Here is a 15,632-nt window from a genome sequence, read left to right on the forward strand (position 1 = left end):
GACGGCAAAGGTTTATACTAGGAAATGCGCTAGAACAAGAACCTTGACCAAATCAAAAAATGGGAGCGAATATTTTGGACAAGCGAGTATATATTGATAATGCCGGCACCACGCCAATGGCTCCAGAGGTCGTTGCTGAAATGACCGATAAGATGAGCAATGTCTTTGGCAATGCCTCAACGACCAACTATTATGGCCGGATTGCCAAACAGGTATTGGAAGACAGCCGTCATGTGATGGCCAAGTCAATCAACGCTGCTTATGATGATGAGATCGTGATTACCAGTGGTGGAACGGAAAGTGACAATACCGCCATCAAGCAGACGGCATTGGCCCGCGCCAGTGAAGGACGCCATATCATTACGACGCGGTTTGAGCACGAGGCGATTCTACGGCCTTTAGAAGATCTGGAACGGCAAGGGTATGAGGTTACCTACCTTGATGTTGATGAGAACGGTCAGATTGATCTGGCAGAGCTGAAACGGGCGCTTCGTCCTGATACGATTCTGGTCTCGATCATGACGGTCAATAATGAAGTCGGCAGTCATCTGCCAATTCATGAAATCGGTGAGATCGTGGCACCAACCAATGCCTGGTTCCACACAGATGCGGTTCAGGCTTATGGAACCGTGCCAATCGACGTCCAAAAAGACAAGATTGATCTGCTCTCGGTTTCTGGTCATAAGCTGAACGGTCCTAAGATGATTGGCTTTTTATATCGACGGCGGGGCATTAATTTTCCATCGTTCGTCCGTGGTGGCGACCAAGAGCTTAAACGGCGGGCAGGGACTGAAAACGTACCGGCAGCGGCTGGTTTTGCCAAAGCAATTGATCTGCACCTGGCTGATTTAGAAAAGCAGGCCGCGCGCTATCTGGATTTGAAAAAGCATCTGGTTGATGGACTAGAAGCCAATGGAATCGACTTTGCGGTCAATGGTCGCTTAAACGAGGGAATGGCGCCACAAGTCATCAGTATCTGGTTTAAAGGTGTCCCCAACGATGCTCTTTTGACGAATCTGGATCTGGATGGCATTGTCGGCGCGGCGGGATCGGCCTGCACGTCTGGCTCGTTGGACCCTTCGCATGTCTTGGTAGCCATGTATGGTCAAGACAGTCCTCGTGTCTGGGAGACGTTAAGATTTAGTTTTGGTATCTACAATACGATTGAAGATGTTGATTGCCTGCTGGCTGCGTTGATTAAATACGTGCCACGGCTTAAAGACAATGGCGATCGGGGACAGCGTTAAGATGACACTATGTTAAGATAATTAACGTTATGTTCATTAAGAAAATAATATGAGTTGTGAATGGAGTCGCTTGCAACGGCTCTTTTTTGTAGCTTTAACATAAACCAACTTAATAATAGACAAACTATAAAAAACGTCTTGCATAATCGCTTTGATTTGATATTATAAATGCATTAAGAAATCTCATTTTATTTTAAGAAAGGAGCTTGATCGCAATGGCACCATCAGCAATTGTCCTAACCATTATTATCCTAGTCCTGGTCATTATTATCGTGCGGGCCGTGCGATCAAGAATCCCAGCTTTTTAGCATTGAGATTTCTGTCCACGACGCGCGCCTAAAACCGAAAACGCGGTAGTGGACAAGCATGAATTTGGATCCTCGCTTGACATCCACTGCTTGTTGAATCGGCAGTGGATGTTTTTATTAAAAATAGATGAGAAGAAAGAGGTAATGCATATGGAGCAAGCAGCCAATACCAAACAAGCGAACTTTAGCATGAGTGCTCGTGAAAGGGCCGTACACAAAACAACCGTTAAGGAATATGCCTACAATATTTCTGCCGCGGTTGCCAACGCCATTCTGGTCACACTGGGGATGGGACTGTTGATGCAGACGATTGCCGGTTTTGTTCACTTCCAGCCGCTGTATATGGCCGGAACGCTGGCACAGGATCTTTTAGCCCCAGCCCTGGGAATTGCCGTGGCCGTCGAATTAAGAACGACGACGCTGGTAATGTTCAGCTCAATGATTGCAGCGACGGTTGGTTCCAACGCGGTGCACTTTGTTACGGCGACCAAAGGGGTTGCAGCTGTAACGGCAACGGGTCAGACCGCCGTTCAAGCTGCGGGGACTGGTGTTTTTAGCACGGGACAGCCGGTTTCGGCCGTCTGTGCAGCATTGATTGCGGCACTGCTGGGCAAGTACCTTTCTGGTAAGACGCCTTTGGATATGGTATTGGTTCCATTTGCGGCAACCATGGTCGGGACGCTGGCTGGTCTGGGCCTGGCTGCGGTTGTAACGCCAGCTTTGATTGCCGTCAGTGGATTTATTGCCAAGTCGATGGCAGTCAACCCAGTGCTTGGTTCGGTCTGCATCTCGGTAGTCTGGGCCTTGTTCTTAATGACGCCGGCTTCTTCAGCGGCATTGGCGGTAGCACTGACGCTGGATCCAGTTTCTGCTGCAGCGGCTGCCATTGGTACGACAGCTCAATTCGTTGGCTTTACGGCAATGTCTTGGAAGCAGAACACGGTTGGTGCCAATATTGCTCAATTTGTAGTTACGCCTAAGCTGCAGTTCCCTAATTTGATCGTTAATCCACTGCAACTGATTCCACCGGTTGTTGCTGCCGCGGTCTGTGCGCCATTGGCAACGGTTCTGTTTAATTTCCGCGCTACTTACACGGTTGGCGGCCTGGGTCTTAACTCGTTTATCGCGCCAATCTACTTCTGGGGGCAAGGTACTGGCTCATTTGCAACCTATGTTGTCTGCGGGATGGCACTGCCAGCATTGATCTCAGTCGTTGGCTTCCAGATCATGAAAAAGATGAAGCTGGTACGAGATGGCGAGATGCATTTGACGGTGCTTTAAGCTTTAATTGATTGTAATAACTCCTCGTCTGGAAAGCAGGACGAGGAGTTATTTTTTATTTAAATATGAAAAAAACAACATCTGAGATTGTGAACAAATATTGAAAAAATCAATGATAAAACGCTTAGAATTAACTAAATCAATTGTGAAAGCGGTATCTTCGAGAAATGCAAAAAACTTTTTAAAAAAATATTTTAAAAATTAAATATGCATAAATTCCGATTTAATCAAGGTTTAAACGACATTTATGGGTTAAAAACGAATTTATTCATTTTTCAAACATTTTTAAACATAGATGCCATCAGTTGTCAAGGGTGGTGGGGTGGATTTAATAGTTGCTTGTGTTAGAATAAGCCTTGCAAATAAGTTGAAGAAGGGAAGTTTTACTATGTTTGTTGCTGTTGCTGCTCTCAACCAGGCCGCTCTTTTCGGCGCATTAATTGTTTTTGCCGTCATGGGTCTAGGCAGTTTGTTTGTCGTATTAAAGGATGTGCAGGATAACCTGCCGCAAACGGCCCCCTGGGTAGCAACGACAATCAACATCAGCTGCCTTTTCGTTGAATGCGTGGGCATCGTAATTGCCATTTCCGTTTTGGTACTGGGTGCTCGCTTGGTATTTTAGCCAAACCTGATTAATCGCCGCTAGGATGAAAAATCCCAGCGGCTTTTTTTATTGCCTGTGAAGGTTCCTAAAACGGCCACTCATTGTGCTTGCCGAATTGAATTTGTTTTTGATGCGGACTTGATGGATAATATAGTTAAACGAAAACGCTTTCTCAAATCTGTTGATGGGAGGAAATAACATGAAACGGAAATTCAATCTAATGGCCAGTGCAGTGGTTTTAGCCATGCTGCTGACTGGATGCGGTTCGGCAACGACATCGAGTCAAAAGACTTCATCCAGTTCCAGCAGTACTAAGACGGCCAAGCAGCATTCGTCGGCCAAAAAGACAAGCAAAAAAGCCCAGTCGACAGCAGCTGGCCAATCATCACAAGCCGCGCAATCATCAGCCAGTCAATCAAGTACCAGTAATGGCTCAACATCGTCAGTTGCCAGCTCTTCATCAGCTGCGGCAAAATCAACGACAGATAATTCAGCTGCCGGTCAAATCAAGACCAGTGCAGTCAATCCAGCCGGCAGCGATGCACAGCGTCTGGCAGCCTTTAATCAATCGATCCGCGCGCAGCTGGGGAACGTTCTTTTGCCTACCACGCCAGGACTTGCTACGACTAATGGTCATCTAAACGTTCGCTATTCTGGAAATGCCAATAGCTACACGATCTATTACAGTGTCGGCTACACGGCCAAGCGCTTGAATGATCCAACTTTAAGCTCACAGACGCCTTACCTGATCTTAAGTAAAAAGACCTATGCCAGCAAGGCTGCGGCTGCCCAGGCAATCAGACACTATGATGACAGCAGCACTGCTGGCCTGCCAACCGTTGATCTTGGTCATGGCTTAACGGGGACGATTGACGCGGGGGCTGGTCAGCGCTATCTGACGTGGAAAGAAGGACATTGGCAGCTGACGGTTCATGCCGCAGCAGTGAATGGTGAAGATCCAGTGCCGACTGCACGCCATATTGTTGAATTATTGGAACAATTTTATCTGCCAGCACCAGACGATCGTGGGACGGGGACTTTTGAGGTCAGCGTAGGCGATGGTCAGCGGCCTCAGGTTTTGACCTGGATGCGCGGCAACGTGGTTTATACAATGGAAGCCCACAGTATCGATACCTTGGTTCAAATGGCGGCCAGTCTTAAGTAGTGTCTCTAGATAATAAAAATCGCACTGTCCAGTGGCAGTGCGATTTTTATTTGATCGGTTTTGGCTAATCATCATTTGATTCTGCAGCTGGCTTATCATCTAAAACATGCTTATGCTCAGCCCATGAATAATAGATCCAGGCTACAACGCCGAATGCCAATGGTCCGATTGCCGTCCAAAAAGCAGTGGCGTAGTCGTGTTCAAGAATCGGTTCAATGCAGGTGAAGATGATTCCCACGGCCAGTACCAGCCAGACGATCATCGAGACGATCCAGGCAACCGTCATATTCTTGTAGAACACGAATGGACGCTCCAGATTCTTTTTCATCTTAAAGAATGGAAAGGCCCCTACCAAAAACAGATATGGCGTCGATGATGAAACGTTCATCATATCGGTGAGAATGGTATAGAAGCGTCCCGCAGCATTGCCGCCAAACGAAACAAACAAAATAATGACCGAAACGATGATGACTTGAATCCACATGGCAAATGAAGGCATCTGGTACTTATTCATAGCGGTCAGTTTTTTTGGCAAAAGGCGCGGATCGCATCCTTCAATAAACGACTTGATTGGCGAATAGGTCATGACAAAAGCTGCTCCCAATCCGCCCAAGACGTCAGTCAGTGCCGTAAAGCGAGCAAAGGCCTTGCCCAGCATGACGCCGACTGCATGAGAGAGCCCCAGCTTTTGTGCCGTTACCAGTCCCATATTGTTAATCAAAACGTATTCAACGTTGGCCAGATCGACTTTTTTGCCGCTTAAAACGGCCTGCCAGTTGGTGCAGACTCCGCAAAGAAAAATTACGGCAATGTAGATGAAAGTCATCAAAAACATGGCAATGATCATGGCGCGGGGGAAAGTCCGCTCTGGCTGATCAACCGAGTCAATCACGCCGGCCATCGTCTCCAGACCGCCATAGGCAAACAACGCGTAGACGATAAATGAGATGACGGCAATTGGTGAGACGAACGCGGTATTTGGCGAGTGAATCAGACTGGCGGCCGTCATTGGCTCAGCCAGCTGACCATGTCCCAATATCCATACCAGCAGACTGGCCAGGATAAAGATGATTGAGATGCCCAGCGTAAAAATGCCGCAAAACGAGGAAATCTTGGCAATTTTGTCGATCCCTTGAGAGGCAATTAAAGTAACGATGCATAAAAAGACGATTTCCAAAATACCTAATGTCTGATTGGCGCTGAGGTCGAACAAATGCCAAGTCTGCGTTTGATCATGCCCCGAGATCATGGTTGATACCGAAACCAAGAAAAACTGGGTTGACGATACCAGCCAGATGACCCAAGCTGCCAGCCAGATAAAAGTTCCGATAAAGGCTGGCTTTTCACCGATCGAGCCGCGCAGCCATGAGAAGATGCCGCCGCGAGCTGCCTTAAATGAAGCGCCATATTCGGCAAACATCAATGCGGAAGGTAAAAAGAACAGCACTGCGGTCACGATATACCAGATGATGCTGGCATAGCCCATTTGATAAAAGGCAGTCAAAGAGTTGCTAAAGCCAAAAATTGATGAAAAAATCATCAAGACCAATGCACCAAGCTTAATCTTGGTGTTGGATGACTGTGAATCCATAGCTGAATTCCTTCTCTCAATAAATATTTATACATTGGGATAAATTATACGCCTGTTTTTTGTTGATGAAGGATAAAAAAGTTCATTAAAAACTTAATTTATCAAAGCTGATTTTAATCGAATCTGAATGGCAGAAAATAAAAAAGCCAGTGGCAGTCACTGACTTATAATCTATTGCACGGTCGTCTGACTGATCAATGGCAGCCTTAAGCCGTGATTATTGATAAATTGAACGCCTTTTACCTTTACGTAGGAATATCCTAGCGACTGGCCCTTTTTGATCGGTGCTTTTAACTGTCCGCTTCGGTTGGTTTTAGCCGTTAAATGGTCATAGATGGTCAAGCGGGATGACTGGTTGGCATCACTGGCGTTTTCCCAGATCGTGATTGAACGGGGGCGCAGCTTGATCTGATGCTTGAAAAACAGAAACTTGACAACGCTTCTTTGATAAAACGATTTGGGCAGAGCTGTTTTTTGCGGAGTCAGACTGCTATTGGCAATCAGCTGATACAGCTTTTGCGTTGCCGTAAAACGGGCATCAGTGCTATCGCCATTGGCATGCAGCACCACCGTTACAATGCGCCGATTTTGGAAAGTTGCCGTGCTGACCAGACAGGCACCGGCAGCATCTGAAGTCCCGGTCTTTAAGCCGTCAATCGTTACGCCGCTGGTCTGATACTGGGAATCCGTCAGCATTTTGTTGATATTGTTGACGGTCGATCCATCCAGTTGAAATGAGGTCTGACCGGCAATTTTTAATAGATCGGGATAATGATTGACCAGATAGGCGGCCATTTTACCGACGTCTTTGGCTGACATCTTGTTTTCGGCGTTGTCATCAATGTTTTTAACGGCCAGATCCTTTAGCTGGCTGTTGGTCAAACCGACGCTGTTAACGATGGTAGCATCTTTAATCCCGATCTGCCGCGCTTTTTTCTGCAGCTTTTGGTTAAACTGCGCGGTACTGTCGCCTAAAGCGCCGGCTAGAGCAACCGTTGCACCGTCAGCTGACTTGATCAGTGCGGCTTTGACCAGATCGGAGACGGTGTAAGACTGGCCTTGCGTCAGACTGACATTTGAGTATTCAGGGTCATCAGCAATGGCAGCCACTTTTTGGTTGATCTTGACTTTAGTGTTCCAGCTTAATTGATGCTGGCTGATCTCATCTTCAATGACCATTACCGTTAACAGCTTGCTGATTGAAGCAATTGGCAGCTTTTGATTGATGTTTTGCGAATACAGAATCTGACCAGTCTTGGCATCGATTGCCAAAGCTGCTGCTGCGTCCAGCTGATTGGCGTTTATAAACGTCTCGGCATGAACGCTTGGCAGCCAGCTCAGTAAAGCCAGCCAGCAGGTTAGAAAAATAGCGATAAATTTTTTCATTGAACGAAAAGCTCCTAATAGATAATAAACAATTACATCAGCGTCATTTTATCATAACATTAAGCAACAAGATTGAAGATTCGTTGATCAAAACTAAAATTTAGCGTTTGGTTTAGCATTGACAGTAATAAAAAAATCGCCTGCTGATAAGCAAGACGATGCGGTTTAGAAAGCTATGAATTAGTATTGATGAGCTACGGTCTTCAAAAAGATGGTCCGCCCCAACAGGCAAAGATTAAGCAGCAGAAAATATCCCCCGAAAACGTAAAGCGAAACTGAATGCAGCAATTGCGGAACAACCAGGCAAAAAAGATTATAGCTGCCGACTATCAAACAGTACAGACAATCGGCCCGCAGCAGATCTTTGAGCCATTTGTGGGTGTTGATCAATCGCCATAATTTCTTTAAAAAATCGGTCAATATTACTTCCCCCGCGAGCATTATTAGTGCCAATTTGATAAAATAATAGCTGCAGTAGCAAATCCGATTGCCGAAAGATAGGCAATTTTTAAATTGGTGCGCAATTCAGACTCTCCCATCGCTCGAATTTGCTACAATTTTACTACAGAAATAGGAAATAGGAAGAAAGAAAATTGAAATCAAGACATACGATTTACTGGCTGCTTTGTTTGGTTGTAATTATTTTAGGCGGCTTCTATATGTATAATAATCATCTTAAGCAGCCGGCTGCCACCAACAAGACGGTCGCTACGACTGCCAAATCCAAGGCAACCAGTTCTAGTTCCAAGTCTCAAAGCAATATGCGGACACCGATTGACTGGCAGAAATCATCTGAAACCGTTCCGTACCCAGACTTGAGCAAGGTTAAAAATCTTTGGGTCAAGGTCAGCTTAAAAGGCAACCGGACCTATCTTTATGATGGCTCTAAGCTGATCTACACCATGTACAGTTCAGGCGGAGTCTATCAAAAAGATGCCAAGACCGGCAAGATGAAGAGCACTACGCCAACTGGTACTTTTTACGTTCAAGCTGAGCGCGGCGACAGCTTTTATAATCAAGAGCTGGGCGAAGGCGCCAATTACTATGTTTCCTGGCTCAATCATGGCGAATATCTTTTCCACTCGGTTCCTACCAAAGCAGACGGCTCATATAATCTAAAGGAAGCTGCCAAGCTAGGCAAGTCAACAGGTTCACATGGCTGTATTCGGCTGTCGGTTCCAGATGCTAAGTGGATGGAGCAAAACCTGCCTGAGGGTACCAAAGTCGTAATTGCCGATAACTAGCTTTCAGCGGATGCCATAGAATTATAAGAATAAGAAATTAAAATCAGTTTCCCGGAGTGGAGACTGATTTTTTGTAATTAAATCCTTGACAAATAATTTGTAACATAATATATTATAAACAACAATTAATTGTAACTTATTATATTACAAAATGGAGTGATTTAAAATGAGTAAGAAGATTGCCGTTGTTGCTGCTAATGGTCGGGCTGCGCAAAAAATTATCAGTGAAGCCGTTGAACGTGGCTTAGACGTGACTGCATTTGGTCGTCATGAAAACAATACGCAGGCTGCCAGCTATGTTCAAAAAGACGTTTTTGACCTGACGAAGACTGATCTGCAGGGCTTTGACGCGGTCGTAGATGCAGTCGGGGCCTGGGAATTGACGAATCTTTACGTAATTCCCAAGGCAGCTGCCTACCTGGCTGATCTGCTGAAGGGAACCGATACGCGGCTGCTGGTGGTTGGCGGTGCGGGCTCACTGTACGTAAATCCTGAACATACCTCAACTTTGGAACTGCAGCCTGATTTTCCAGACGCATACAAACCAGTCAGTGCAACGCATGGATCGGCTTTGGCAATTCTGCGCGCTGCTAAAGACGTTAAATGGACCTATGTTTCACCAGCAGCTGATTTTCAGGCTGATGGTCAAAAGACGGGCAAGTATCTGCTGGGCGGCGAAGAATTCATGCTTAACGATCGCCAGCAAAGCGTGATCTCATATGCTGATTATGCTGTTGCCATGATTGACGAGATTGAAAAGGGCAACCACGTTCAACAGCGGATCTCAGTCGTTGAGGCTTAAGCTGATTAGCAATTCTTGAATCTCTGTAATAAAATACTTTTAAGCAGATTTATAATAAAGAAGTGTTTAAATGCAGATTTCAACTAAATTTACGATTGCAATTCACATGTTGGTGGCAATTGACTACTTTAGCGATAAAGAAACGGTCAACAGCAGCATGTTGGCCGACAGTATTGGCAGTAATCCGGTAATCATCCGGACTTTAATGTCAGATCTCAAACGGGCGGGACTAATTGATACCAAACGAGGACCTGGCAGCATCAAGCTCTTAAAGCCGCTGGATCAGATTACGTTTTATGACGTCTATGTAGCAGTGGAGAAAAACAAAGATGAGCTGTTTAACTTCCACGAACACGTCAATCTGGATTGTCCGGTTGGCCGCAACATTCATCACGCTTTAAGCGATAAACTGTTTAAGATTCAACGGGATTTTGAGGATGATCTAAAGCGGCAAAATGTCGGTGACGTTGAGGCTGATGTCATCAAAGCCATTGCCGGCGAATCTGTCGGTCAATAAAAAGTTGATTAAAAACGTTGATTGAGATCAACTGATTATGCGAATTGAATAGCGTTATCGCAAGCTTAGCAATACCTCTAAGCAGTTGGAAAACAGCCAGCTGCTTAGAGGTTTTTGATATAAATAAAACAAGCATCCCCGATTGAGAATGCTTGTTGGATAGATTGTCCGCAGTTTTTTTTTTTAATACCGTCTGACATCGGCTGATGGAAATAAAAAAGTGTTGATATATTGGTACTTTAAATACCTATCAACACTCTTGAACAAGTTATAAATGGAGATGGCGGGATTTGAACCCGCGTCCGAATATATCGCCATTTCGGCGTCTACGTTCATATCTCAGCTATTTAAGGTTCATTGTCTGGAACGCCGCTGATCAGGGCTCACCCACACAACTAGCTTGATTGGTCTCTTCTTGTTGCTTCAAGCCGGAGCAGCAAGCGTAAGTCCACTGTTAGATAAAACCCGGTACTGCACCATGGACGAGCCCAGCCGGATTTACGCATGCTTACTTGTTAGGCAGCGTATGCGTAAGAGTTTGAATTATTGTTTGCAGTTATAATTTGAAACTGAGCGTTTTTACGAAGCCGCAACCTTCGAAACGCAGCCGGAATTCGAACTATACCCGTCGAATCCATAAACATCCCCGTTACTGAATAAATCTTAACATATTTGATTTCTGAATGCACGCGACAAGAATTTCAGGGTCCTGATTAATTTGACAACGGTGCTGAATTTATTAAAGTTTCGCACTTTGGTCACAAAATATTCCTATTGTAGTAGATCAATGCCGTATAATGACTTTTAGAATCAATCAAGAATTACTGACGGGGTGAAGAAAATGAAAATCTTAATGGTGGAGGACAATCAAACCTTATGCGAAATGATGGCAATGTTCTTCAAAAAAGAAAAATGGGAGGCTGGCTACGCGCAAGATGGCGTTAAAGCCGTGGAAATGTTTAAAAAGGATCCAACGGGCTGGGATATTGTCTTGCTGGACCTCAATCTGCCCAAGATGGATGGGATGCAGGTGGCAGCTGAAATGCGTAAAATTTCGCCAACCGTACCGATCATCATGCTGACGGCACGTGACTCGGAAAGTGATCAGGTGCTGGGGCTTGAAATGGGTGCTGACGAATACGTTACCAAGCCATTTAGTACGATCGCGCTGATTGCCCGGATTAAAGCTCTGTATCGCCGCACCCAGCTTAATCAGCTCAGCAGCAGCACACAGCAGATTGCCAGTGACTTTGACGTGCAGACGCCGCATTTCAAGCTGAATTCCAAGACGCGTGAGGCATTTTTGGATGACCAGCAGATCGAAAACCTGACGCCCAAAGAATTTGACCTGTTAAAGACGCTGGCTTCCAAACCGAAACAGGTATTTACCAGAGAACAGCTGCTGCAGCTGGTCTGGAACTATGAATACTATGGTGATGAACGAACGGTTGACGCACACATCAAAAAGCTGCGTCAAAAGATTGAAAAGGCTGGTCCCCAAGTTATTCAAACGGTATGGGGCGTTGGCTATAAATTTGATGACAGCGAGGTTGAAGATCAATGAAGCTGATCTACCGGCAGATGCTGAGCTTTTTTGCCGTCATCTGCACACTGCTGATCATTGTAACCATCTCATTTATCAACGTTACTAATCGAACCTTGTATACCAATACCTGGCGAGAATTGCAGCAGGACGCCGATAGTCTGATTCAAGACTCCATTAAATATGATCAGACAACGCGCCAGTTTAAGGGATTAAAGACGTCATCGCTGAAAAGCAATGCGAATCTTTTAGCGCGGCAAAACGTGCACTTTGCGATTTATGATGCCGACCAGCAGAAAATTTTTGCCAGCAACGGCTATACGGCGACACTGACCAAAAAGGAATGGCAGGCCCTAAAGCAGGGGAAGACGATTCAAAAGAAAATCGACCATCCCCGTTTGGACGTTTCCGATAAAAACAGAACAAAAGAAAAGTCAAAGCCGGGTCCGCATCCAAGCATGACCGATATTTTAAGACCGTATTTTTATCAGGGAAAGCTGGTCGCGGTAGTATCAATTGGGACTTTTGTATCAACGGTTGAGCAAAGCCGGCACCAGATCCTTAACAATCTGCTGGCAACGTTTGTAATCGCAATGCTGGTGGCACTGGTGGTCAGTTATCTCTTGGCTCGCTCAACCACGCAGCGGATCAGTAAAATGCGCCGAGCAACGCACCAGATCGCACGCGGCAACTATAAAGTGCATATTGATACTCAATCTAATGATGAACTTGATGACCTGGGCCGCGACTTCAATCAGATGGCAGATGCACTGCAGGCATCACAAGAAGAGATTCGTCAACAAGAAGAACGGCGGCGGCGCTTTATGGCTGATGCAGCTCATGAAATGCGGACGCCTTTGACCACGATCAATGGCTTACTGGAAGGCCTGGCCTACGATGCGATTCCAGAAGAGGATAAAAAGCATAGTATTCAATTGATGCAAAATGACACGCGGCGCCTGATTCGTCTGGTCAACGACACGCTGGACTATGAAAAGATACGGACCAATCAGATCTCAATGGACCGCAAAGTCTTTGATGCAACAGCAGTGATCAACAATCTCCAGGCTCAGCTGCGAAAAAAGGCCAAGGTGCAAAATGATGAGCTGGCTGTGGATCTGCCCAAGGTTCTGCGTGTCTATGCCGATTATGACCGGTTTGTCCAGATTATGTTTAACATCATCCAAAATGCCATTCAGTTTACGAAAAATGGCAAAATTGAGATTTCCGGTCGGCGACTGCCAAAAGGAGCTGAATTTGCGATTAAGGACAACGGGATTGGGATGACTAAAGAGCAGACGGAACAGATCTGGGAACGCTTCTATAAAGCCGACCGCTCGCGAATGAACACGCAGTATGGTGAATCAGGACTTGGTTTGGCGATCGTCCATCATTTAGTTGAGCTGCATGGAGGAACAATCAAGGTTGCCAGCGAATTAGGCAAGGGAACGACTTTTACGCTCTTTTTCCCTGATCGAGAATACGCCCCGCATGCCATTACACCGCACAGTGAAGATGATTAAATTGCGTTTTGGAAAATATAATTGCAAACCTTTTCAATTTTAGACCAACTTTTTGAGTAATCGCTTGCAAGGCCGATGGTAAACGATTTTAGGATATCGATACCACCAATAGTTTTACTAACTTTTTGAATGTAAATACTTGTGAAAACGATTGCATTAAGGTATAGTTATTTTTCGTAAAGTTTTTAACTACTTTTATCGAAATTTTTAAGAGAGAGAGATTTTGATTATGGCTTATCTTATTGCTTTAATTCCAGCGTTGGGCTGGGGTTTTATGCCACTGATTACTGGTAAGGTTGGTGGATCAGAAGCCAACCAGATTTTTGGGATTGGTGCTGGAGCTTCATTGGTTGGTTTGGTTGCCTTTTTGATCATGCATCCGCAAGTAAGCATGAAGGCATTTTTGTTCTCATTGCTTTGCGGGGCACTGTGGTCAACGGCTCAGGTTGGTCAGTTCGTTTCATTTAAGCGAATCGGGGTATCCAATACGGTGCCGCTGTCAACTGTCTTCCAATTGGTTGGTAACTCAATCATCGGGGTGCTGATTTTCGGTGAATGGCACTCGGCACGGGCACTGACGATTGGCTTTATCGCGTTGGCAATCGTGATTATTGGGGCAATGATGACCTCGTTTACCGATCGTTCCAATGGTCAAAACGTTACGACCAAGGATGTTTTGTTCCTGCTGGCAACGACGATTGGTTACTGGATCTACTCATCGTTCCCTAAGATGCCGATCCTGGCGCATGAAGACTCAGTCGGCATCTTCTTGCCAGAAGTACTGGGAATCTTATTAGGAGCCATCATCTATGATCTGGCTTCAGGCAATGCAAAGGCCTTTACGCAAAAAGAACAGTACACCAATATTCTGGCTGGTATCTCATGGGGGATTGCGGCATTTGCCTACATCTTCGCGGCTCGGATGATTGGGGTTACGGTTGCCTTTGTCTTCACCCAGTTGAACGTGATTATCGCAACGTTTGGCGGAATCTTGATCCTGCATGAGCACAAGAGTCCACGTGAATCGAAATTTACCTTCTGGGGAATCGTTTTAATCGTAATCGGCAGCATTGCAACCGCATTTGCCTAAACATAAAAATAAAGACAAGAGAGAAGCAGTTTGCTTTTCTCTTTTTTTATACAATAATTGGTTTATAATTCATTTAAAAACGGGTAAACTAGAGATAGTTTAAAATACATACTAACCTAGAAAGGGGACTCCGACATGAAAAACGATAGTCGCAGCCTGGTCCGGGTAGCGAATCGGCAGCTGGTACTACAGCAGCTGTTCAATCATCCTACCACGACTCGGGTTGACATCGCTCGTGAATTAAAAATCAATAAATCAACCGTTTCAGCAATTTATAATGAACTAAATGATGAAGGCTTCATTGAGGAGTTGGGACAGGGTGAGTCGACCAACCGTGGTGGACGCAAGCCGAATCTGGTCTGTTTGAACAAGCGGTATGGCTTTGTCGCCAGCTTTGAAGTCGGCACTGGTCATCTGCGGGCTATGTTCAGCTATATTAATGGCGAGATCATCAGCTATGAGCAGATTGCATTGGAAAAACGCGATATGCTTTTAATCATGCAGACAATCAAAGAAGTGCTGCAGAAGATGGGACAAAACGATGATACGATCCATGGCTTGTTGGCGATTGGCTTTTCCGTTCATGGAATCGTTGACCATAATCAGATTGTTGACGCGCCATTTATCAGTACGAATGGCATTGACCTGGCCGCCTATTTTGAAAATGAGTTTCACGTTCCGACGATTTTAGAGAATGAAGCCAACCTGGCCGCGATTTTTGAACGTGATTTTGGCGATCGGGAATCATACCGCGATTTGTTGGCAATCAGCATTCATCGTGGCGTGGGTGCCGGAATCATTGCCAATCAGCAGCTGTATCGCGGCTTTCATGGTCGAGCTGGCGAAATTGGCCGCAGTCTGGTCGTTGGTCAGGATGGACAGCTGGTCAAAGTTGAGGCACTCTGCTCTGAAGATGCAATTCTGACTCAGATTGCCCAGGCAAAGGGATTGGATAATCTGCGACCAGCACGGCTATACGAGCTGTATCGGCAGCATGATGAAACCGTCATTCGCGTGATTAACCAGGCAATGGGAAATCTGCAAAAGCTGGTTTATGATGCAATCGTCAGTTTTGGCCCGCAGGCAGTCTACTTTGATTCACCGCTGTTTGATGAGATGCCTGAATTATATCAGCATTTGCGCGACTGGCTGCAGGACCACCAGATCGATATTCCCCTGCAGATGATCAAAGGTTCTGAAATGGCATCGCTTTTAGGCGCCAGCTCAATGGCCATCCATCGTTTTTTAGATATGGATCGCTATTCGTTGACGCTGAAATGGCCTAAATCAGTTTCCAATATTAAGTAAAAACACGTCTCCGAGCATGACAG

14 protein-coding genes and 1 other RNA gene are annotated in these 15,632 nt (G+C 45.6%); 11 read left to right on the plus strand and 4 right to left on the minus strand.

The window, feature by feature from the left end:
• The first annotated feature begins 59 nt into the window (after positions 1 to 59).
• The 4 genes from FC47_RS00790 to FC47_RS00805 all read left to right on the plus strand — a co-directional run bounded on the left by FC47_RS00790 (position 60) and on the right by FC47_RS00805 (position 4,605).
• Entirely contained in the window at positions 60 to 1,247 is a 1,188-nt protein-coding gene (locus FC47_RS00790; protein ID WP_006500361.1) for a cysteine desulfurase family protein, read from the plus strand.
• 458 nt (positions 1,248 to 1,705) lie between these two features.
• On the plus strand, positions 1,706 to 2,836 hold the full coding sequence (locus tag FC47_RS00795) for a PTS sugar transporter subunit IIC (protein ID WP_393959793.1): 1,131 nt from the start codon (positions 1,706 to 1,708) through the stop codon (positions 2,834 to 2,836).
• Between the two features lie 388 nt (positions 2,837 to 3,224).
• Positions 3,225 to 3,458, plus strand: coding sequence for a hypothetical protein (locus tag FC47_RS00800; protein ID WP_006500359.1), 234 nt, complete (start codon positions 3,225 to 3,227; stop codon positions 3,456 to 3,458).
• Between the two features lie 181 nt (positions 3,459 to 3,639).
• Complete coding sequence (locus tag FC47_RS00805) at positions 3,640 to 4,605, plus strand: hypothetical protein (RefSeq protein WP_056967539.1); 966 nt, start codon at positions 3,640 to 3,642, stop codon at positions 4,603 to 4,605.
• Between the two features lie 64 nt (positions 4,606 to 4,669).
• Here FC47_RS00805 and yjeM read toward each other — a convergent pair whose 3' ends face one another.
• The 3 genes from yjeM to FC47_RS10535 all read right to left on the minus strand — a co-directional run bounded on the left by yjeM (position 4,670) and on the right by FC47_RS10535 (position 8,002).
• Positions 4,670 to 6,196, minus strand: a complete 1,527-nt coding sequence (gene yjeM, locus FC47_RS00810; RefSeq protein WP_056967540.1) for a glutamate/gamma-aminobutyrate family transporter YjeM — start codon at positions 6,194 to 6,196, stop codon at positions 4,670 to 4,672.
• A 171-nt stretch (positions 6,197 to 6,367) separates the two neighbouring features.
• On the minus strand, positions 6,368 to 7,582 hold the full coding sequence (locus tag FC47_RS00815) for a D-alanyl-D-alanine carboxypeptidase family protein (RefSeq protein WP_048345447.1): 1,215 nt from the start codon (positions 7,580 to 7,582) through the stop codon (positions 6,368 to 6,370).
• A gap of 180 nt (positions 7,583 to 7,762) precedes the next feature.
• Entirely contained in the window at positions 7,763 to 8,002 is a 240-nt protein-coding gene (locus FC47_RS10535) for a hypothetical protein (RefSeq protein ID WP_048345448.1), read from the minus strand.
• A 239-nt stretch (positions 8,003 to 8,241) separates the two neighbouring features.
• On the opposite strand from FC47_RS10535, the gene FC47_RS00820 reads away from it, so the two are divergent.
• From FC47_RS00820 to FC47_RS00830, 3 genes are all read left to right on the plus strand, one after another.
• Positions 8,242 to 8,826, plus strand: a complete 585-nt coding sequence (locus tag FC47_RS00820; RefSeq protein WP_006500353.1) for a L,D-transpeptidase — start codon at positions 8,242 to 8,244, stop codon at positions 8,824 to 8,826.
• Between the two features lie 166 nt (positions 8,827 to 8,992).
• Positions 8,993 to 9,628: an NAD(P)-dependent oxidoreductase gene (locus tag FC47_RS00825; protein WP_056967541.1), complete on the plus strand. Its 636-nt coding sequence runs from the start codon at positions 8,993 to 8,995 to the stop codon at positions 9,626 to 9,628.
• 70 nt (positions 9,629 to 9,698) lie between these two features.
• Positions 9,699 to 10,145: an Rrf2 family transcriptional regulator gene (locus FC47_RS00830; protein ID WP_056967542.1), complete on the plus strand. Its 447-nt coding sequence runs from the start codon at positions 9,699 to 9,701 to the stop codon at positions 10,143 to 10,145.
• Positions 10,146 to 10,417: 272 nt separating this feature from the next.
• Here the strand turns inward: FC47_RS00830 and ssrA are convergent.
• Positions 10,418 to 10,793: a transfer-messenger RNA gene (ssrA, locus tag FC47_RS10350) on the minus strand.
• A 193-nt stretch (positions 10,794 to 10,986) separates the two neighbouring features.
• Here ssrA and FC47_RS00835 point away from each other — a divergent pair.
• The 4 genes from FC47_RS00835 to FC47_RS00850 all read left to right on the plus strand — a co-directional run bounded on the left by FC47_RS00835 (position 10,987) and on the right by FC47_RS00850 (position 15,609).
• On the plus strand, positions 10,987 to 11,709 hold the full coding sequence (locus FC47_RS00835) for a response regulator transcription factor (RefSeq protein ID WP_033934368.1): 723 nt from the start codon (positions 10,987 to 10,989) through the stop codon (positions 11,707 to 11,709).
• The gene (locus FC47_RS00840; RefSeq protein WP_056967543.1) at positions 11,706 to 13,211 is read left to right on the plus strand and encodes a sensor histidine kinase; all 1,506 of its coding nucleotides are present in this window, start codon (positions 11,706 to 11,708) and stop codon (positions 13,209 to 13,211) included. Before FC47_RS00835 ends, FC47_RS00840 begins: the two co-directional genes overlap by 4 nt.
• A gap of 229 nt (positions 13,212 to 13,440) precedes the next feature.
• Positions 13,441 to 14,301 carry a GRP family sugar transporter gene (locus FC47_RS00845; protein WP_034541340.1) on the plus strand — a complete coding sequence of 287 codons (861 nt, stop codon included), beginning with the start codon at positions 13,441 to 13,443 and terminating at the stop codon, positions 14,299 to 14,301.
• Positions 14,302 to 14,436: 135 nt separating this feature from the next.
• Entirely contained in the window at positions 14,437 to 15,609 is a 1,173-nt protein-coding gene (locus tag FC47_RS00850; RefSeq protein WP_056967544.1) for an ROK family transcriptional regulator, read from the plus strand.
• Positions 15,610 to 15,632 lie beyond the last annotated feature (23 nt).

Origin of the sequence: Limosilactobacillus mucosae DSM 13345, from assembly GCF_001436025.1 — a bacterium.
GTDB lineage: Bacteria > Bacillota > Bacilli > Lactobacillales > Lactobacillaceae > Limosilactobacillus > Limosilactobacillus mucosae.

What these genes read in the sequence shown, in the direction of transcription:
- FC47_RS00790 (WP_006500361.1), top strand. Translation starts at nt 60, where the DNA reads ATGGGAGCGAATATTTTGGACAAGCGAGTATATATTGATAATGCCGGC.
- FC47_RS00795 (WP_393959793.1), top strand. Translation starts at nt 1,706, where the DNA reads ATGGAGCAAGCAGCCAATACCAAACAAGCGAACTTTAGCATGAGTGCT.
- FC47_RS00800 (WP_006500359.1), top strand. Translation starts at nt 3,225, where the DNA reads ATGTTTGTTGCTGTTGCTGCTCTCAACCAGGCCGCTCTTTTCGGCGCA.
- FC47_RS00805 (WP_056967539.1), top strand. Translation starts at nt 3,640, where the DNA reads ATGAAACGGAAATTCAATCTAATGGCCAGTGCAGTGGTTTTAGCCATG.
- yjeM (WP_056967540.1), bottom strand. Translation starts at nt 6,196, where the DNA reads ATGGATTCACAGTCATCCAACACCAAGATTAAGCTTGGTGCATTGGTC.
- FC47_RS00815 (WP_048345447.1), bottom strand. Translation starts at nt 7,582, where the DNA reads ATGAAAAAATTTATCGCTATTTTTCTAACCTGCTGGCTGGCTTTACTG.
- FC47_RS00820 (WP_006500353.1), top strand. Translation starts at nt 8,242, where the DNA reads ATGTATAATAATCATCTTAAGCAGCCGGCTGCCACCAACAAGACGGTC.
- FC47_RS00825 (WP_056967541.1), top strand. Translation starts at nt 8,993, where the DNA reads ATGAGTAAGAAGATTGCCGTTGTTGCTGCTAATGGTCGGGCTGCGCAA.
- FC47_RS00830 (WP_056967542.1), top strand. Translation starts at nt 9,699, where the DNA reads ATGCAGATTTCAACTAAATTTACGATTGCAATTCACATGTTGGTGGCA.
- FC47_RS00835 (WP_033934368.1), top strand. Translation starts at nt 10,987, where the DNA reads ATGAAAATCTTAATGGTGGAGGACAATCAAACCTTATGCGAAATGATG.
- FC47_RS00840 (WP_056967543.1), top strand. Translation starts at nt 11,706, where the DNA reads ATGAAGCTGATCTACCGGCAGATGCTGAGCTTTTTTGCCGTCATCTGC.
- FC47_RS00845 (WP_034541340.1), top strand. Translation starts at nt 13,441, where the DNA reads ATGGCTTATCTTATTGCTTTAATTCCAGCGTTGGGCTGGGGTTTTATG.
- FC47_RS00850 (WP_056967544.1), top strand. Translation starts at nt 14,437, where the DNA reads ATGAAAAACGATAGTCGCAGCCTGGTCCGGGTAGCGAATCGGCAGCTG.